Genomic DNA, 17882 nt, shown 5'->3' with positions numbered 1-17882 from the left:
CCGGGTCCACGCCCGGTTCGCGCGCGCCGCCGGCGCTCGTCAGAGGGGCGTTCGCTCGATCGGGCAGCTCATGCATCTCGGGCCGCCGCGGCCGGAGCCCAGCTCCGAGCCGCTGATCGCGATGACCTCGATGCCCGCGCGTTCCAGCTGGGCGTTCGTCTCCACGTTGCGCTCGTAGGCCACGCAGAGCCGGGGCGCGATCGCGAGGGTGTTGTTGCCGTCGTCCCACTGCTCCCGCTCGGCCGTGACCGGGTCCAGGCCGGTGTCGATGATGCGGAGCCGGTCGATGCCCATCGCCTCCGCGGCCGCGTCCAGGAACGGCCGGGACGGACCCACCCTCGGCTCGCCGTCGTATCCGGCCGTCACCGGATAGGCCCGCAGGCTGTCCGCGATGTTGGGATACATGACGACCGCGTCGACGTCGACCATCGTGCAGACGGTGTCGAGGTGCATCGTCGCGCGCTCCTGCGCGATCGGCACGGCCAGGATCGTGTCGGCCAGGCCGGCCGCGAAGACCCGCCGGGCCAGCCGCTCGGCGCCGGCCGGGGTGGTGCGCTCGCCGACGCCGATCGCCAGCACGTTCGGCGCGAGCAGCAGCACGTCGCCGCCCTCGACGTGTTCGAGGCCCGGCTCGTACAGCAGCGGGGTGCCCGCGAAGCGCGGGTGGTGGGTGTAGATCGCCCGGGTCAGCGTGGTCTCGCGGTCGCGGGCCGGCATGGCGAGGCTGGTGACGGCCACCTGGTCGCGCACCCAGACCGAGGAGTCCCGGGTGAACAGCAGGTTGGGCAGCGGGTCGATGACGAAGTCGTGCCGGTCCATGAGCTGATAGACCAGCCCGCCCGGGCGGCCCGGGCCCGGCTTGATCTCCTCGTGCGCGAGGCCCGCCGTCAGCGCCCGGGCCAGCTCCGGCGGGCCGAGGTCGGCAAGGTGGGCCGCGACCCGGTCCCGCAGGGTGTCGCCGAGCCGCGGGTCCGCGAGCACGCTCTCGGTCAGCACCGCGCGCGCCTCGGCGACGGCGAGCGTCTGCTCGAGCAGCTCACCCAGGTAGAGGACCTCGACGCCGCGATCGCGCAGGGCGGCGGCGAACCGGTCGTGCTCCTCCTGCGCGCGGCCGACCCAGGGGATGGCGTCGAACAGCAGGGAGTCGTTGTTGCGCGGGGTCAGCCTGGCAAGCTCGGCGCCCGGCCGGTGCAGCATGACCGTGGCGAGCCGGCTCACTTCGCTGTCGACGTAGTGGACCACGGGTCGAGCCTAGGTGCTGCGGGCCGCCTCGGCGCCCGCACCGGCGTAGACCGCACGCCCCGGAGCCGTCATGTGACTTTGAGCTCTTGATTTTGAGACAACGCTGCGCGATGAAGGTAGGTAAGGCTAACTTGGCGGGGACGTTTCGGATTCCAGGGGAGCCCTAGGTCGCGTGATGCACCATACGGAAAAAGAGCTATTGCGTGAATGCGGCATTCATCCCTACTCATTCCGCTTTCTTTCCGTTTCGATGACTTGCTTGAGTACCGGGTCCAACACTTACCGTAGTGGAAAGAGAGCCCGATGGACCTTTTGCCGGAGGTCGCAGTGACTGTCTTCCCAGCACGACCCGTCCTGCCCGTCCCATCTCGCAACTATCCCCCCGCCATCGACCCCCCGCGCGCCGCACCGCCCACGGCGCTCGAGCCTCGTCAGAATCCCGTCGAGTGGGCCCGCCGCCGTCGCGCGGAGCGTGAGGCCCGCCGGCTCGAAGCGGCCGGAGCCCGGGCCCTCACCCGCCTGGACCGGCTCGGACCCGCGTGGCACGTCGTCGACTGGCCCCGCACCGACTCGCACGGCTACGAACACGACCCCAGCGACGACCGCGCCGGGTTCCTCGCCATCGGCCCGGGCGGCGTCTACGCCGTCACCGTCGCCGACCACGGCCGGTCCCGCGTGCTCATCGCCGGAGACGTCGTCCAGATCAACGGCAAGCGCCCGGCGTACGTCGCGGAGGCTCGCCGCGATGCCAAGCGCGCGGGCCGGGCCATGAGCTCCGCCGTGGGCTTGAGCGTGCCCGTCACCCCGGTGCTGGCGTTCGTCGGCTCCGGCGTGATCAGCGTCCACGGCCTGCCGAAGGACTGCCTTGTGGCCACCCACAAGGAGCTCGACCGGCTACTCATCGCCGGAGGGGCGCGGATTTCACCCGCGACGGCGAGTAAACTGTCGGCGGTGGCACAGCGGTCCACTACCTGGGCGAACGCGCCCTATCGGCCCGCTGGCGACTACCGGTGGCACGCGAGCGGCCAAACGGCCGCTGACAAGCGGGCGACCCGCCGGTAACGTTTCTTCCGGAGCACCGCTTGCCGTCGAGGTTGACGTGAGCAACGCCGGCCGGACACTCGAGGAGTCGAGGCTTAAGCTTCGGGGCCCGGGCGGGTCCGGCCGGAGTCAGGTCAGGTCGGCGGCACGGATGATGAGGGAGGTGCGGGTGGCGCACGTCGAGCTCTCACTCTCGGGAGCGTTTGTGCCCCAGGCGCGTACGCCGGACGAGTCCGAGTTCGTCTCGAGCGTCGACCGCTGGGCGGCGACGGTCTGGCAGGCCGTGGAGCCATGCCTGGTCATCGACACGGCGTTCAGGATCGTGGCCGTTTCGCCCTCGGCGAGCGACCTGCTCGGCCTGGGCAAGGGACTCGAGGCCGTCGGACAGCCGCTGCTCGGAGGCGAGGGCGCGCTGCGCCTGATCGACTTCACGGCCGGCGGAGGCGACCTCACCGAGCAGGAGATCGAAAAGATCCCGCCGCTGCTCGCGCTCACCAGCGAGCGGCTGGCCCGAGGCCTCATGCGGGTCCAGCCGACGGACGAGGCGAGCCACCTGACGGTGGACGCGATCGCAACGCCCCTCTCGGAGGCCGGTCGCGTGGCCGCATCATTGACCTTCTTCTCGGCGATTCGGTATTAGTCACTCGTTCGTGTGGCGATCAACGCACCGGCTACCCATTGGGATCGTGGGGGTCTGGACCGTAGTGTTCCCTGCATGCTCGATCTAGATCTGCTACCAGAGGAGTACGCGGTGTGCCGGCTGCCGGCCGGTTCCGCCCTGCCCACTTCCCTGAGCAGCGGTCCGGACGACAAGGGCGTCATCTCGGTGACCTGGGCACCCGACGAGCTCTCGATCATCTGTCCGGCCGACCGGGTGCCGCAGGATGCCACCGTCGAGGCCTCCTGGCGCTGCCTTCGGGTCGTCGGACCGCTGGACCTGGCGCTGACCGGGGTGCTGGCCTCGCTGGTCGGCCCGCTGGCCGAAGCCCGGGTCAACATCGTGGCGTTCTCGACATACGACACGGACTACGTGCTGATCCCGGCCGTTCGCCTGAGCGAGGCCATGGACACGCTCACGGCGGCGGGTCACCGCGTCGCGGCGTAGGCACGGGGCCCCGCGCGCGGCCCGAATCGTGACGGTCGTCGATGCCGCCGCAGCATTACCATATTCGCGTGCTCCGCATCGCCCGTCGTCACACGGCCGCCCCGCGCCCCGCCGCCGGCCCGGCCGGCTCCGTGGGCTGGAATCGGCCCGCGGGCACCGGCACCCGCCGCCGGACGCTGTCGATCGCGGGCGTCATCGCCGCCCTGGCGCTGCTCGGCGCGTGCGGGGAGCCGCCGGCGCCCCCGCTCACCGCCCCGCCCGAGGAGCCGGGCAATGCATCGTCGGCGGCCTCCGCGCCTCCGCCGTCGGGCGCCGTGCCGGGGCTCCCGGCCACCGTGCCGGCCCCCGGACTGCCGACCGCCGGGGCAACCACCTATCCGCCCGTCTACCCGGCCTATCCGACCTACCCGACGAACACGACGCCGCCGACGACGGCCACCACCACCTCGCCGGCGACACCGGGGCCGTCTCCCGCGCCGAGGTGCGCGAGCGGGAGCGGGCCGACCAAGGAGCAGGTGCTCGCGGTCGTCAAGGGCCGCCCCGGGGTGCCGGACGCCGAGCTGAAGGTCATCGACGGGCCGTTCTGCTCGGGGACCTGGCAGTTCACGATCGTGCAGATCGCCGAGGCCGACGCGGACTCCCCGGCCGAGCCCCTGCTGGTCGTCACCAACGGCAAGCCCGCCACGATCCGGGTGATCGAGGCCGGCACCGACGTGTGCAGCGTCAAGGTCCGCAACGAGGCCCCGGCGGGGATCCGCGCCTGGGCCTGCGGGGCGGCCTGAGGCAGACCGGGCCTTAAGGTGGGTGGCATGCCGGGAACCCCGCCCACCCGTTTCGTGTACCTCGGCCCCGAGGGCACCTTCACCGAGCAGGCGCTGCGGACGATTCCCGCCGCCGAGCACGGCATCCGGATGCCCGCCCGCAGCGTGCCCGAGGCGATCGAGGCGGTGCGCTCCGGTGAGGCCGACGCGGCGCTGGTGCCGCTGGAGAATTCCGTCGGCGGGGCCGTCCCCGTCACCCTCGACGAGCTCGGCACCGGCGCCCAGCTGGTGATCACCCGCGAGGTCGTGCTGCCGGTGGAGTTCGTGCTCGCCGCGCCCCGCCTGCTGCCGCTCGCCAAGATCCGCACGGTGGCGGCGCACCCGCAGGCCTCGGCGCAGTGCCGCAACTGGCTGCTGGCGCATCTGCCCGACGCCGTCGTGGTCGACGTGCTGTCGAACGCGGCGGCCGCGATCAGCGCCGCCTCCGGCGAGCACGACGCGGCGATCTGCGCGCCGATCGGGGTGCCGCACAACGACCTGACGGTGCTCGCCGACAAGATCGCCGACCGCGCGGACGCGGTGACCCGCTTCGCGCTGCTGTCCCGCCCGGCGCCCCCCGGGCCGATCTCCGGCGACGACGTGACGTCCCTGGTGGTGATGATCGACCACGACCGGGTCGGCGCGTTGCTCTCGGTGCTCACCGAGCTGGCGGTCCGCGGCATCAACCTGTCCCGCATCGAGTCGCGGCCGACCGGCGAGCAGCTCGGGGTCTACATGTTCTTCCTCGACTGCACCGGTCACGTGGCGGAGCCGCGGCTGGGCGAGGCGCTGCAGGGGCTGCGGCGGATCTGCGCGGAGGTGCGGTTCCTCGGGTCCTATCCGCGGCATCGCTGGTCGAGGGCGGCGGCGGAGGAACCGCCGCCGTCGCAGCCGGGGCTCACCAACGCGGACTTCGCCGACAGCGCGGCCTGGCTGTCCCGCCTCCGCTCCGGCGAGCCCGCCTGACCGCTCCGGCCGGTGCAGCTGGGGAGTTTCGCGGCCAACTCGCTCAGCTCCTCGAGCCAGGCACCCGATACCTCCGGCATATCGACCGAAGGGACCGGCTGTGCTGGTGCGTAAATGGATGGCCGCCGCCGCCGTCGCGGTGATCGCGGCGAGCCTGTACCAGGCCCCAGCCGCGACGGCATCGCCCGCGCCGGAGCAGGGCTGCTGGACCGGCCCGGGCCTGAACCCTGACGGCGCGATCCTGGACGCACCCGGCGAGGTCTTCCAGCGGCCGGACCCGGCGTGCACCACCGCGGTCCGCGCCGGGCGTGCCCTCACCGTCAGCGCCGGCTACCGCTCACCCGGACGGGTCCGTGCCGTCGTGTACGCCTACCGCCCGGCGATCGGCTGGCGGGCGTGGTTCACCGGCGCCCCGTTCCCGCCGGTGGCCGTACGGACGCAGCTGTCCGCCACCACCCCCGCGACGCCGCCGGGCACCACCCGGGTCACCATCGGCTTCGTCGGCGACGCCCCGACGCTGTCCGTGTGGCCGGAGCCGGTCGCCGACGCCACCGCGATCCTCGCGTCGTCCCGGTTCGCCGTCTTCAAGCCGGTGCTGCCGCACAGGTCGGGCCTGGTCACGAACTCGTACGCGTACCGGACCAGGCGGAACGGGAAGTCCGGCTGGGAGGTGACGGCGGGGTCGCTGTTCTCCCGCAACGGCAACGGGTACACGGGCTGGCCCGATGACGGCGTACCCGGAGCGAGGTCGGCCGTCCACACCGGCTCGGCGGTCTTCCGCATGAACACCAGGCGCAAGGACTTCCGCAACGTCGCGATGTCGTTCGAGATGTTCATCTCCGCGACCACCTCGACCGGCTACACGCCGCCGAGCAGCTACGACGGCGTCCACATCTGGCTGCGCCACAGGTCGCAATTCCAGCTGTACGCGGCCTCGGTGGCCCGCCGCGACGGCACCCTCATGATCAAGAAGAAGTGCCCGGGCGGCCCGAGCAACAGCGGGACGTATTACACGCTGGGCGAGGCACCCGGGCGGCCCACGGTGTTCCGGCGCTGGACCTCGGTGGCGGCCAGCGCCCAGAACAACGCGGACGGCTCGGTGACGGTCGTGATGTCGGTGGCCGGCAAGGCCGTGCTCAGCGTCGTCGACGACGGCATCGGCTGCGCGCCCATCACCGCCGCCGCCCCGGTGGGGATCCGGGGCGACAACACCGAGTTCCAGTTCCGCAAGGTCGTGGCCACGAACCTCTGGAACGGCTGACCGGGCCCCGGTCCCCCCACCGGGCCGGAGGTCAGCCCAGCAGATTGCCGAGGATGCCGCCCTGCTGCTGCTGGCCCTGCGACGCGCCCAGGAGGCCGCCGGGGGGCTCCTCGGAGGGCTGCACGACCACGAAGCCCTGCCCGGAGAAGCTCATCGTGAAGCGCTCGCCCGTGTTGCGGCCGAGCAGGGTGCCGAGGCCCATCTGCTCGGCCCGGTGGTAGCCCGTCTGCAGGTTGGCCGACCAGCAGATCGCCGCCTGCGGGTCCACATAGGTCGGCTGGTCGACGCTGAGCACGACCGGGGTGCCCTTGGTCGTCACCGCGATGCGGCCATAGCCGGAGAAGACGCAGTTGAACAGGCCGGCGCTCGACATCATGCCGACGCCCTGGACCATCTTGATGTCGTAGTTCAGGGTCGAGTCGAAGGCCAGGACGTTCGCGCCGTTGATCGACAGGGCGTCGCCCGGCTCGAGGTCGATGATGTGGATGTCGGCGGCGTTCTCGGCGAGGAAGACGTCGCCGCGGCCGCTGATCTTCATCAGCGGGACGCCCTCGCCGGTCAGCTTCTGCTTCAGGAACTTGCCGATGCCGCCCGAGCCGAGCGCCTCGAACTGCACCTGCCCCTGGTAGGCGACCATCGAGCCGACGCGCGCCATGAATTCGCCGTTGAGCTCGGCCTTGAGAAGTTTGGAATTCTGCAGCCGGAGCCCGGGCTGGTTCGACTCCTTCTCGAGGTTTTCCGCCGAGAACAGTTCGCTGCGCATCAAGGTCCTCCTGTAAGCGTGGAACACCAGGGTAGGCGCAGGCGGCAACGGCACAGGTCGGCCTTTCAGCCCCATCCCAGCTCGTGCAGCCGCTGGTCGTCGATGCCGAAATGATGCGCGATCTCGTGCACGACGGTGATCGCCACCTCGTCGATGACGTCCGTCTCCGTATCGCAGACGTGCAGCGTGGGCAGGCGATAGATGGTGATGCGGTCCGGCAGCACGCCGGCGTAGTCCCAGCCGCGGTCGGTCAGCGCCGTGCCCTCGTAGAGGCCGAGCAGGCCCATGCCGCCGCCGGGCGGGAGATCCTCCACAAGGATGACCACGTTGTTCATGACTTTCAGCAGTTCGGGTGGCACCTCGTCCAGCGCCTCACCGACCAGGTCCTCGAAGCGTTCACGGCTCATCTCGACCGGCACGCCGCCCATTGTGCTCCACCCACGAGCACGCGCGGGTGGAGCACTGTCGAGCGTCAGGCGAGCTTGGCGCTCAGGCTGATCTCGGCGCCGGGCGAGAGCAGCCGGGAGATCGGGCAGTTCTCCTTGGCACCCTCGGCGATCTTCAGGAAGGTGCCCTCGTCGATGCCGGGGACGTTGCCCACGGTCTCGAGGTCGATGCGGGTGACGCCGAAGCCGGCGTCGCCCTTGTCCAGGTGGACCTTGGCGGTGGTCTCGACCGAGGTCGGCGTGAAGCCGGCGTCGGCGAGGCCCTTGGAGAACGCCATCGAGAAGCAGCCGGCATGTGCGGCGCCGATCAGCTCCTCCGGGTTCGTCCCCTCGCCCTCCTCGAAGCGGGACTTGAAGGAATAATTCCCCTCATACCCACCCTTGCCAGTCTTGATCGTTCCGGAGCCCTCGGTGAGATTGCCCGACCAGCGGGCGGAAGCAGTGCGAATAGGCATGTCCTGACGCTAGTCCATGTCTCCGGGCGCTGGCCGGTGGACGGGCCGGGGGCGATGATGGATCTCATGCCGGAGACACCAGCCGAGGCCGTCGTCCAGTTCGGCCCCGAGGAGGACTCGACGGGCGAACGCCGCGTCCGCCCCGGCGTGCACCTGGCCGAGCTGGCGGGCGACCACCGCATCGTGCCGCTCGCCGCCGCGCTCGGCGGGGTCGCGCTCTTCGGCTCGCTGGTGTCCGAGTGGCAGATCACCAACATCGACGGCACCCTCCTGGGCGAGGGCGAGGCGGGCAGCCGCGCCCTGGAGACCACCGTCGCCGACCTCGGCGGCTGGGGCGGCGGATACCTGGCCGGACTGCTGCTGCTGGTGCCCGCGGTCGTCCTCACGATGTTCGGACCCGCCGCCGGCCGCCGCTACGCCCGGCTCACCGCCCTCAGCGTCGGCGGCGTCCTGCTGGCGATGCTGGCCGCGATCGGGTCGTACCTGGGCGAAACCAGCCGCATCGTCGGCCAGTCGGGCCTTAACGGTCTCGAGGACGACCAGGTCACGGTCACGAACGGCCGGGGCATCTGGTGCGCCGCCGCCGGGATCGCGCTGACGCTCCTGGCGATGTACCTGGCCGGCCGGGACCTCGCGGCCGCGGCGTCGCCGCAGCAGGAGGCGCCGGCCGGGGAGCCGCCGGCGGTCTGGTCCTGGCGCCGGCCGGCTCCGAACGAGGCGGAGGAGGGTCCGCCGGACGCGCCGTTCGATCTCACCGTCGCCCCCGCCAAGCCGTTCACCCCATCTCAGGACAACCGGGACAAGCCCAGCTAAGGGATATCGGGGTGAAAGCGGGACATCGCCGCCGGTAGGCTCGACGTCGTGATTGACCTGCGGCTACTTCGCGAGAACCCCGACCTCTTCCGTGCCAGCATGAAGCTGCGCGGTGAGTCCGCCTCGAGGGTGGATGACCTGCTGCGCGCCGACGAGGAGCGCCGGGCCACCACGCAGCGGTTCGAGGCGGTGCGCGCCGAGCAGAAATCGCTGGGCGCCGAGGTGTCCCGGGCCAAGGGCGACGAGCGTGCCGCGCTGCTGGCGCGTACCAAGGAGCTCTCGGCGTCGGTGAAGGCGCTGCAGGCCGCGACGACCGAGGCCGACCAGGCCCTGCGGCAGGCGCACCTCGCCGTGCCCAACCTGGTGCAGGACGGCGTCCCGCCGGGCGGCGAGGACGACTTCGTCGTGCTCCGCGAGGTCGGCGACCGCCCCGCCATCGAGGACCCGAAGGACCACCTCGAGATCGGCGAGGCGCTCGGCGCGATCGACACCGAGCGCGGCGCCAAGGTTTCGGGCTCGCGCTTCTACTTCCTCACCGGCGTGGGCGCGCTGCTCCAGCTCGGCATGCTGCAGATGGCGATCGCCCAGGCGGTGGAGCACGGCTTCACCCCGTCGATCACGCCCGCGCTGGTCAAGCCGGAGGCGATGGAGGGCACCGGCTTCCTCGGCGCACACGCGAGCGAGATCTACCGGCTCGAGGCGGACGACCTCTACCTGGTCGGCACGTCGGAGGTGGCGCTGGCGGCGTACCACTCGAACGAGATCCTGGACCTCGCGGACGGCCCCGAGCGCTTCGCCGGCTGGTCGTCGTGCTTCCGCCGGGAGGCCGGCTCGCACGGCCGGGACGTCCGCGGCATCCTGCGCGTGCACCAGTTCGACAAGGTCGAGATGTTCTCGTTCTGCCGGCCCGAGGAGGCCGCCGACGAGCACCTGCGCCTGCTCGCCATGGAGGAGGAGATGCTCGCCAAGGTCGAGGTGCCCTACCGGGTGATCGACGTCGCGGCCGGCGACCTCGGGTCGAGCGCGACCCGCAAGTTCGACTGCGAGGCGTGGGTGCCGTCGCAGAACCGATACCGCGAGGTCACCTCGACGTCGAACTGCACCACGTTCCAGGCGCGGCGGCTCAACATCCGGTACCGCGACGCCGACGGCAAGGCGCAGACGGCGGCGACCCTCAACGGCACGCTCGCCACCACCCGCTGGCTGATTCCGATCCTCGAGAACCACCAGCAGCCGGACGGTTCGGTACGGGTGCCCAAGGCGCTGCAGCCGTACCTCGGCGGCCGCGAGGTGCTCGAAACCAGGCGTTGACGCATGGGACACCGGCCCGCTACCTGAAGTCATAGCCGCTGGTAGCCGGGCCGGTGTAACGTTTTCCTTCCGCCCTTCGCGGGGGTCGTCACCCCCTCGGAGGAACTGATGGCCAAGCCCGGTCTCCCGAAGCTCATCGCGACCGACCTCGACGGCACCCTGGTACGCAGCGACGACACGGTGTCCGCCTACACGCACGAGGTCCTCGATCGGGTCCGGGCCGCCGGCATCCGGCTCGTCGCCGCCACCGGCCGCGGGCCCCGGCTGACCCGGCTTACCCGCAACGACATCCGCAACGCCGATTTCCTCGTGCTGGCACAGGGCGGCTGGGTGATCGACCAGGTCGATGGCCAGGTTCTGCGCAGCGACCGGCTCTCCGGCCGGGACCTCGCCGGCGTGCTGGCGGACCTGGAGGCCGAGATCGGGCCGCTGTCGGTCATGGTCGAGGCGCTGGAGCACGACGACTCGCCGCTCTGGGGCGACTTCGACCCGACCTGGCGCTACCCGGTCGTTGTCGAGCAGCGGCCGCGGGCCGGATGCCTGACCGGCGATGTGATCAAGGCATTCGCGCGCTCCTTCGACCGGAACGTGGACGACCTGCTCGCCGCCGCCCAGCGGATCGTGCCGCCGCACGTGGCATCGGTCACCCAGGCCGGTCTGAACTATGTGGAGATCTGCCCGCCGGGAGTCGACAAGGGCACCGGCCTGGCGGTCGTGGCGCAGGCCGTCGGCGTCGATCCCGCGGATGTGCTGGTCTTCGGCGACATGCCCAACGACCTGCCGATGTTCGCCTGGGCCGGGTGGAGCCGGGTGGCTGTGCGCAACGCACACCCGACGGTGCTCGCGGTCGCCGACGAGGTCACCCTGACCAACGACGAGGACGGCGTGGCCGTCTATCTGGACCGGCTACTGTCGAGGTGATGCCTCCCTTTCGTCTCGTCGCCTCCGACATCGACGGCACCCTGATCCGGTCCGACGGCAAGCTCAGCTCCCGCACCACCGACGTTCTCGACCGCCTCTACTCCCGCGGGATCCCGACGGTCCTCGTGACCGGTCGCCCGGTGCGCTGGCTGCGCCAGCTCTACGACCAGATGGTCGAGCCGCTGCCGGCGGTCTGCGCGAACGGCGCCGTGGTCTACGACCCCGACACCGACGAGGTGCTGCACGCCGCGCCGCTCTCCGTCGAGATGCTGCTCGACGTGACCCGGAAGCTGCGCGAGGCCGTACCGGACATCACGCTCGCCGTCGAGGTCGAGGACGGCAGAAGCTTCTGGTACGAGGAGACGTGGCCGCTGCGCTGGGACGGCGAGCACAAGGCGGTCCGGGTGCTCGCCTCACGCGACGAGCTGACCTCTGTGCCGGCGGTGAAGCTGCTGGCCCGCTCCGCCGAGTACGGTCCGGACGAGTTCGCCGAGCTGGTGAGCAGCACGCTGGGCGGGCTCGCCGAGGCGACGCACTCGTCCTCGTCGGCGCTGGTGGAGATCTCCGCGGCCGGCGTCACCAAGGCCGCCGGGCTGGCCTGGCTCTGCGAGCGCGAGGGCTTCACCGCGCAGGACGTGGTGGCCTTCGGCGACATGCCGAACGACCTGCCCCTGCTGGCGTGGGCAGGCCGTTCCGTGGCGATGGGCAACGCCCACCCCGCCGTCCGGGAGGTCGCCGACGAGGTGGCGCTCACGAACGACGAGGACGGCGTGGCCGTTTACCTCGAGAAACTCTTCGACCTCTAGAGATACTGGCCGGTGCGGCCGGAGCCGTCGCCCTGTGCGGGCATGCCGGGGATGACGCCGTTCGGGCTCATCGGCAGCGCCGGGCGGCCGGCGTTGCCGCCTCGCATCTGCTCGAGCTGCAGCCGGGCCGCCATCTGCTGCGCGACCAGGGCCGCCTGGATGCCGTGGAACAGGCCCTCGAGCCAACCCACGAGCTGGGCCTGTGCGATCCGCAGCTCGGACTCGCTCGGCGGGGCCTCACCCTCGAAGGGCAGCGAGAGCCGCTCGAGCTCGTCCTGAAGTTCCGGCGCCAGGCCGTCCTCGAGTTCCTTGATCGAACGCTGGTGGATTTCCCGCAGCCGCCCCCGGCTGGCCTCGTCGAGCGGCGCCGCCCGGACCTCCTCGAGCAGCTGCTTGATCATGCTGCCGATCCGCATGACCTTTGCGGGCTGCTCGATCAGGTTGCCGGGCTCCTCGGGGTTGAGGGTGCCGTCGGACTCCACCGTGCCCAAGGGGCGGCCGTCGGGGCCCACCACCATCACGGAACCGTCTTCCTGATTGTCTGGGGTGCGGGTGTCGTCGGTCATGCGATCCATCTTCCCGCATGCCGACCAGCCCGACGTCAAGGGCGTAGTTCCGCCACGGCGCATTTGACCGAGCCGCCGCCCCGCTTGAGCTCGCTCAACTCGACATGGACCGGGAGGTAACCGGCAGCGCGCACCTTCTCCCCCATCGCCGTCGAGTCGGTGTTGAGGATGACGTGGCGTCCGTCACTGACCAGGTTGAGGGCGAAGGCCTCGGCGTCCGTGCGGTCCGCGATCACCGCGTCCGGGAAGAGCTGGCGCAGGACGCGCTGCGAACTCGCCGAGAACGCCTCCGGGTAGTACGTGATGTTCCGGTCGTCGAGGGCGGCCAGCGCGGTGTCCAGGTGGTAATAGGCCGGGTCGACCAGCTTGAGCGAGATCACCGGACGGCCCAGGATCTCCTGCGCCTCGGCGTGCGCGGCCGGGTCGGTGCGGAAGCCGTGGCCGGCCAAAATCAGGCCACCGTACGCCGCCGGCAGGTAGGCGAAGTCGCCCTCACCCTCGTTGACGTGCACCGGGTCGGCGAACGTCCACGGGCCCCCGGCGTAGAAGAGCTGGTGGGCGGCGGCCTCGTCGGCACGCTGCGGGTGCTTGAAGCGGGCGCCGTAGACCGTGCCGTCGACGGAGAAGGCGCCGTTGGCCGCGTACACCATGTCGGGCAGGCCGGGGCGCGCGTCCAGGAGGTGGACGGTGTGGCCGAGGTCCGTCAGGGTGTCACGCAGCAGCTGCCACTGCTTGAGCGCGAGGGCCGGGTCAACCGGGACGGTGGTGTCCATCCAAGGGTTGATCGCGTACTCGACCCTGAAGTGCTCAGGCGGACACATCAGATATGTCCTGATACGCGGCAAGCGCTCCGTGTAGCTCATGAGGTAAAGGGTAGGTACGCTGACACGACCGAAACAGCTCGAAGTCTTGCTCGTCGGAGGCGAATCGTTGCAGATAGACGCCGTTGACCAGCGAATCATTGCGTTGCTCATCGCGGACGCCCGCGCGTCGTACGCCGAGATCGGAGCGAAGGTCTCCCTGAGCGCGCCCGCGGTAAAGAGGCGCGTCGATCGCCTGCGCTCCAGCGGGGTGATCAAAGGATTCACGACCGTCATCGAGCCCGCCGCCGTCGGCTGGACCACCGAGGCGTTCGTCGAGCTCTTCTGCACCGGCCGGACCACCCCCGCGCAGATCACCGTCGCCACCCGGCGGCACCCGGAGGTCGTGGGGGCCTACACGGTGTCGGGGGAGGCGGACGCCCTGGTGCACCTGCGCGCCGCCGACATCGGCCACCTGGAGCAGGCCCTGGAGCGGCTGCGCGCTGAGTCGTTCGTGACCTCCACCCGCAGCATGGTGGTGCTCTCGAGGCTGGTGGAGATACCGACGCCGGTGCCGGCCCCGAATTAGCAAGGAACCGCGGGCGCCACGGCCGCGTCCCAACCCCATGTCGCGCCGCCTGATGCTCTGCACCGTCCTGGCACTCACCGTCCCGCTCGCGGGGTGCACCTCGGATCCCGATCCGCGGCCCGTGCCGCCGGCCGTCCCGCCCGCCACCACCGCGGCCGCGGCGATGCGGCTGGTCGCGTTCGACTCGTGCGAGCAGCTCATCGCCGACCTGCGCAAGGCGGCGAAGGCAAGCGTCGGGCCGTACGGCTTCGGCGGCGACATGGGGTACCCCGAAGTCCTCAGCAGCGGCGCCCGGACGATCGCCGACTCGGCGGCGGCCAAGGGCGCGGTGCCGGGGGCCGGCGCCCCGCAGACCTACTCGGGCACCAACGTGCACGAGCAGGGCGCCGACGAACCCGACCTGGTCAAGACCGACGGGCGGCGGATCGTCACCGTCAGCCAGGGCCACCTGCGGGTGGTGGACGCCGCCACCCGCCGGGAGACCGGCAGGCTCGACCTGGACACCCCGGGCCAGGTCCAGCTGCTGCTCGCCGGCGACCGGGCCCTCGTGCTGGTGTCGGGCGGCTACCTGGGCCGGCGCCTCGCCGAGAAGTGGGCGGGGGTGGCGCCGGTGCGGCCGGAGGGGCCCCAGGTGCTGCTGGTCGACCTGAGCGGAGCGCCGAAGATCGTCAGCCGCTACCGGGGCGAGGGCAACCTGGTCGACGCCCGGATGACCGGCAGCACCGCGCGGATCGTGCTCCGGACCACACCGCAGATCATGTTCCCGGACGCGCCGAACGTCTCGGACGAGAAGAAGCGCCTCGCCGTCAACCGGGCCGCGATCGACCGCGCACCCGCCTCCGCCTGGCTGCCCGGCTGGAAGGTCACCGACGGCACGCAGACCACCGAGGGCAACGTCGATTGCGGCCGGGTCAGCCGGCCGACGGACTACTCGGGTGGCTCGCTGGTCAGCATCATGACCTTCGACCTGACCAGGCCGGCCCTCGGCAGCGGTGACCCCGTCACGATCGTCGCCGACGGCGACACCGTCTACGGCACCGCGGACAGCCTCTACCTGGCCAGCGACCAGCGCTGGCGGCTCGATCGCTTCCCCGGCCGCGCGCCCAAGGCCGTACGCGAGCAGACCGACCTCTACAAGTTCACGATCCAGGGCAACCAGCCGCCGGTGTACCGGGCCGCCGGGGTCGTGCCGGGCTTCCTGATCAACCAGTACGCGCTGTCCGAATGGGACGGGCACCTGCGGGTCGCCACCACCGACGGGCGCACCGAGCGGTCCGCCGTACGGGTGCTGGCCGAGCAGGGTGACAGGCTCGTGCAGACCGGGGTCGTCGACGGGCTCGGCAAGGGCGAGCGGATCTACTCCGTCCGCTTCATCGGCGACCGCGGCTACGTCGTCACGTTCAAGCAGACCGACCCGCTCTACAGCCTCGACCTGAGCAACCCGGCCAGGCCGGCGGTCACCGGCGAGCTGAAGATCACCGGCTACTCGGCGCACCTGCAGCCGATCGGCGAGGACCGGCTGATCGGCATCGGACAGGAGGCCGACGCCCAAGGACGCCGGCAGGGCACCCAGGTCTCGCTCTTCGACGTCTCGGATCCGGCGAACCCGAAGCGGCTCGCGCAATACCATCTCCCGGAGGCCTTCTCCGACGCCGAATACGACCCGCACGCGCTGCTCTGGTGGCCCGCCACGAACCTGCTGGTCGTGCCCGTGACCACCTGGGGAAGGACCGGCTCGGACAGCGCGGCGCTGGCGTTGCGGGTGACCGACGGCATCGCCCTCGCCGACCAGATCACCCAGCCGGAGACCGCCGCCTACCCGCCGATGATCCAGCGGTCGCTGGTCGTCGGCAACGCGCTCTGGACGCTGTCGGAAGCGGGCATGCAGGCCTCGGACCTGTCCACGATGGACCGGCTGACCTGGCTGCCCAGCACGAGCTAGAGATACATCCCGGTGCGGTGGTCGTCGCCGTCCTTGGCGTCCTTCGGGGGCACCACCTTGTCGCCCTCGCCGAAGAAGCGCTTGCCGCCGAACTCGCCGTGCAGCCGGTCGTCCAGCTCGTCGGCCAGGCCGGTCATCACCTGCACGGCGAGCATGAGATGGGTGGCCTGGAAGTTGCGGCCGAAGACGGGGATGGACGCCCAGACGGTGTCCTGCGCGCAGTAGAGCCGGCCGATCGGCATCCGGTTCGTCAGCTCGGAGAGCTTCACGTACAGCTGCTCGGTCGGCTCGACCTCGGTCAGGATCGGCGAGAAGACGTCGACAAGCGGCGGGTTGTCGCGTACCCGCACGAAGACCATGGCGGAGCCGGCCCGGATGCCGATGTCGCCGTCGTTGTCGACCTGAAGCTGATCGACGGTGGTCTTGGACATCGTCGCGACCACCGTGCGCACCCGCTCCTCGAGCGGGATGACCTCGTCGGCGGCGTTCGCGAGCGCCTCGGAGAGCACGCCGTCCTCGTCGAGGTCGTCGAGGCTCAACTCCTCGGCGATGCTGGGCTCGTGCCGGGCCGTGCCGAGGGGCGCGGTCTCGATCGGCTCGTCCGCGCCGTCGTGCACGAGGTAGACCAGGAAGGCCGGGTGCGGCGCGCCGTAGACGTCGCGCAGGGTGCGGGAGACGATCGCGCCGAACTGCTTGGCGGCGTCGACGCTCGAGCGCAGGCCGAACGAATCGCCCGAGTCGGGCAGCACACCCGGCGGCGACCAGCCCAGCGCGACCAGATCGGCGACCGACGAGCGGTTCATCCGGAAACCCTCGGGCAGGCCGGCGTTGCCGACCGCGAGCGCCTCGACGACACCGTCGGCCAGCACCCGCATGCTCACCGAATAGACGGCCGTGCCGGTGCCCGAGGCAGTCGGATCGAGCGTGATGTCGATGTGCGCGCCGTCGGGCAACGTGGGCAGCAGCGTTGCCAGCGCCCCCGCGAACTCCCGCCAGGCCTCGGTTACCTTCGCCCGCAGGTCGGCCGTCGTCGGCTCGTCCAGCAGGACGCCTTCGGACTGCTCAGCAGTGTTATCCGCCATCATGATCGTTACCTCCGCCCCGTCACCCTATCGAGCGACCGGCGACCCCATCGGTTCGCGTCTCATTCCTGACCGTCGACGGACCAGCCGGCCGCCAGGGCGGTGAGCCGCGCGGCAACATCGGCCGGGTCCGCTCCGCGCCCCACGGCAACCCCCATCAGGTACGCCGTGACGGGCGCACCCGGCCGCACCACGTTGTGCGCGACATCGCGGGCGACGTCGAGCACCTCTGCCGTGTCGACGTCGGCGGGCACGAGGTCCAGTTCCGCGCAGGCGGCCCTGATCCAGTTGTCGAGCACGTTCACCGGGCCCATTCCTCCGCGGTCCGCAGGTCGTCATCGGTGTCGCAGTCGAACCAGGGCGGCGGGCCGGGGCGACGCCACGAGACCTCTACGAAGCGCAGATGGTCCATCAGGTTGTGCATGGAGGCACCGTGCAGGGTGCCGCGCTCCTCGGCGACCAGGTCCAGAGCCTGGCGCAGCGCGGTCGTGCGCCAGACACCGCAGAGCGACTGACGGCGGCCCTCAGCGTCGCGGTAGACCGCGCCCTGCATCGGCGCCGACTCCACGGTGAGCCGAAGCACGTCGATGGCCTCACCCGTCAGCAGCGGCAGATCGGCCGCGAGCAACGCGGTGAAGCTGACGTCGTCGGGAACGAGCCTGAGGCCGGCCGCGGTGGCGGCCACCGGGCCACCGCCGGGCGGCTGCTCGCTGGTGGACGAGACCGGGACGGGCAGGTCGGGAGGCACCCGGCCCACCACGACCTGCGGGTCGGCGTCGTGCACCGCGGCCAGGACACGCGTCAGCATCGACTGCCCGGCAACCGGGATGGTGGGCTTGTCCGCACCACCCATCCGACGCGCCGCACCGCCGGCCAACACCACCGCCGCGAATCCCCCCACGTACGTACCGTATCCCGTTAGGGAGGCGAGCGTGACTGGGCGGACTGCTTTGCGTCCCGGACACGCCACCCC

The 17882-nt window shown here is 71.2% G+C and carries 21 protein-coding genes; 12 read left to right on the top strand and 9 right to left on the bottom strand.

The window, feature by feature from the left end; genetic code table 11:
* Window positions 1–39: 39 nt before the first annotated feature.
* On the bottom strand, window positions 40–1242 hold the full coding sequence (locus AB0F10_RS05665; RefSeq protein ID WP_360620618.1) for an arginine deiminase: 1203 nt from the start codon (window positions 1240–1242) through the stop codon (window positions 40–42).
* Between the two features lie 387 nt (window positions 1243–1629).
* Here AB0F10_RS05665 and AB0F10_RS05660 point away from each other — a divergent pair, with 387 nt between their 5' ends.
* From AB0F10_RS05660 to AB0F10_RS05635, 6 genes are all read left to right on the top strand, one after another.
* A complete protein-coding gene (locus AB0F10_RS05660) occupies window positions 1630–2304 on the top strand; it encodes a hypothetical protein (RefSeq protein ID WP_360620626.1) in 675 nt (224 codons plus the stop codon).
* Window positions 2305–2452: 148 nt separating this feature from the next.
* Complete coding sequence (locus tag AB0F10_RS05655) at window positions 2453–2923, top strand: hypothetical protein (protein ID WP_360620617.1); 471 nt, start codon at window positions 2453–2455, stop codon at window positions 2921–2923.
* A gap of 75 nt (window positions 2924–2998) precedes the next feature.
* Window positions 2999–3388 carry an ACT domain-containing protein gene (locus AB0F10_RS05650; RefSeq protein ID WP_360620616.1) on the top strand — a complete coding sequence of 130 codons (390 nt, stop codon included), beginning with the start codon at window positions 2999–3001 and terminating at the stop codon, window positions 3386–3388.
* Between the two features lie 68 nt (window positions 3389–3456).
* A complete protein-coding gene (locus AB0F10_RS05645) occupies window positions 3457–4170 on the top strand; it encodes a hypothetical protein (RefSeq protein ID WP_360620615.1) in 714 nt (237 codons plus the stop codon).
* Window positions 4171–4197: 27 nt separating this feature from the next.
* Window positions 4198–5154 carry a prephenate dehydratase gene (gene pheA, locus AB0F10_RS05640; protein WP_360620614.1) on the top strand — a complete coding sequence of 319 codons (957 nt, stop codon included), beginning with the start codon at window positions 4198–4200 and terminating at the stop codon, window positions 5152–5154.
* Between the two features lie 100 nt (window positions 5155–5254).
* Window positions 5255–6415 (top strand): hypothetical protein, encoded by a 1161-nt coding sequence (locus AB0F10_RS05635; protein WP_360620613.1) that lies wholly within the window; start codon window positions 5255–5257, stop codon window positions 6413–6415.
* 31 nt (window positions 6416–6446) lie between these two features.
* On the opposite strand, the gene AB0F10_RS05630 is transcribed toward AB0F10_RS05635, so the two are convergent.
* The 3 genes from AB0F10_RS05630 to AB0F10_RS05620 form a co-directional block, all read right to left on the bottom strand.
* Window positions 6447–7178 carry an AIM24 family protein gene (locus AB0F10_RS05630; protein WP_360620612.1) on the bottom strand — a complete coding sequence of 244 codons (732 nt, stop codon included), beginning with the start codon at window positions 7176–7178 and terminating at the stop codon, window positions 6447–6449.
* A gap of 65 nt (window positions 7179–7243) precedes the next feature.
* Window positions 7244–7606 (bottom strand): metallopeptidase family protein, encoded by a 363-nt coding sequence (locus AB0F10_RS05625; RefSeq protein WP_360620611.1) that lies wholly within the window; start codon window positions 7604–7606, stop codon window positions 7244–7246.
* 44 nt (window positions 7607–7650) lie between these two features.
* Entirely contained in the window at window positions 7651–8079 is a 429-nt protein-coding gene (locus AB0F10_RS05620) for an OsmC family protein (protein ID WP_360620610.1), read from the bottom strand.
* 66 nt (window positions 8080–8145) lie between these two features.
* On the opposite strand from AB0F10_RS05620, the gene AB0F10_RS05615 reads away from it, so the two are divergent.
* The 4 genes from AB0F10_RS05615 (at window position 8146) to AB0F10_RS05600 (ending at window position 11930) form a co-directional block, all read left to right on the top strand.
* Window positions 8146–8892 carry a hypothetical protein gene (locus AB0F10_RS05615; RefSeq protein WP_360620609.1) on the top strand — a complete coding sequence of 249 codons (747 nt, stop codon included), beginning with the start codon at window positions 8146–8148 and terminating at the stop codon, window positions 8890–8892.
* A gap of 48 nt (window positions 8893–8940) precedes the next feature.
* A complete protein-coding gene (gene serS, locus AB0F10_RS05610) occupies window positions 8941–10203 on the top strand; it encodes a serine--tRNA ligase (RefSeq protein ID WP_360620608.1) in 1263 nt (420 codons plus the stop codon).
* Between the two features lie 108 nt (window positions 10204–10311).
* Complete coding sequence (locus AB0F10_RS05605; protein WP_360620607.1) at window positions 10312–11124, top strand: HAD family hydrolase; 813 nt, start codon at window positions 10312–10314, stop codon at window positions 11122–11124.
* On the top strand, window positions 11124–11930 hold the full coding sequence (locus AB0F10_RS05600; RefSeq protein ID WP_360620606.1) for an HAD family hydrolase: 807 nt from the start codon (window positions 11124–11126) through the stop codon (window positions 11928–11930). The genes AB0F10_RS05605 and AB0F10_RS05600 overlap by 1 nt, the downstream gene beginning before the upstream one ends.
* On the opposite strand, the gene AB0F10_RS05595 is transcribed toward AB0F10_RS05600, so the two are convergent.
* Window positions 11927–12496, bottom strand: a complete 570-nt coding sequence (locus tag AB0F10_RS05595) for a bacterial proteasome activator family protein (RefSeq protein WP_360620605.1) — start codon at window positions 12494–12496, stop codon at window positions 11927–11929. The two genes, AB0F10_RS05600 and AB0F10_RS05595, sit on opposite strands and share 4 nt — an antisense overlap.
* 35 nt (window positions 12497–12531) lie before the next feature.
* Window positions 12532–13359: a dimethylargininase gene (ddaH, locus tag AB0F10_RS05590; protein ID WP_360620604.1), complete on the bottom strand. Its 828-nt coding sequence runs from the start codon at window positions 13357–13359 to the stop codon at window positions 12532–12534.
* Window positions 13360–13426: 67 nt separating this feature from the next.
* Here ddaH and AB0F10_RS05585 point away from each other — a divergent pair, with 67 nt between their 5' ends.
* Both AB0F10_RS05585 and AB0F10_RS05580 read left to right on the top strand, forming a co-directional pair.
* Window positions 13427–13885 (top strand): Lrp/AsnC family transcriptional regulator, encoded by a 459-nt coding sequence (locus AB0F10_RS05585; protein ID WP_360620603.1) that lies wholly within the window; start codon window positions 13427–13429, stop codon window positions 13883–13885.
* Between the two features lie 37 nt (window positions 13886–13922).
* Window positions 13923–15827, top strand: coding sequence for a beta-propeller domain-containing protein (locus tag AB0F10_RS05580; protein WP_360620602.1), 1905 nt, complete (start codon window positions 13923–13925; stop codon window positions 15825–15827).
* Here AB0F10_RS05580 and AB0F10_RS05575 read toward each other — a convergent pair.
* From AB0F10_RS05575 to AB0F10_RS05565, 3 genes are read right to left on the bottom strand one after another with little or no spacing between them, the layout of a single operon-like run.
* Window positions 15824–16912 (bottom strand): T3SS (YopN, CesT) and YbjN peptide-binding chaperone 1, encoded by a 1089-nt coding sequence (locus AB0F10_RS05575; RefSeq protein ID WP_360620601.1) that lies wholly within the window; start codon window positions 16910–16912, stop codon window positions 15824–15826. The two genes, AB0F10_RS05580 and AB0F10_RS05575, sit on opposite strands and share 4 nt — an antisense overlap.
* Window positions 16913–16971: 59 nt before the next feature.
* Entirely contained in the window at window positions 16972–17214 is a 243-nt protein-coding gene (locus AB0F10_RS05570; protein WP_360620600.1) for a DUF6457 domain-containing protein, read from the bottom strand.
* Window positions 17211–17810, bottom strand: coding sequence for an NTP transferase domain-containing protein (locus AB0F10_RS05565; RefSeq protein ID WP_360620599.1), 600 nt, complete (start codon window positions 17808–17810; stop codon window positions 17211–17213). Before AB0F10_RS05565 ends, AB0F10_RS05570 begins: the two co-directional genes overlap by 4 nt.
* Window positions 17811–17882 lie beyond the last annotated feature (72 nt).

Source organism: Actinoplanes sp. NPDC026623 (genome assembly GCF_040638275.1).
Lineage (GTDB): Bacteria > Actinomycetota > Actinomycetes > Mycobacteriales > Micromonosporaceae > Actinoplanes.
Note: the sequence above shows the minus strand (reverse complement) of the source record. Positions and strands in the feature narration are given on the sequence as shown.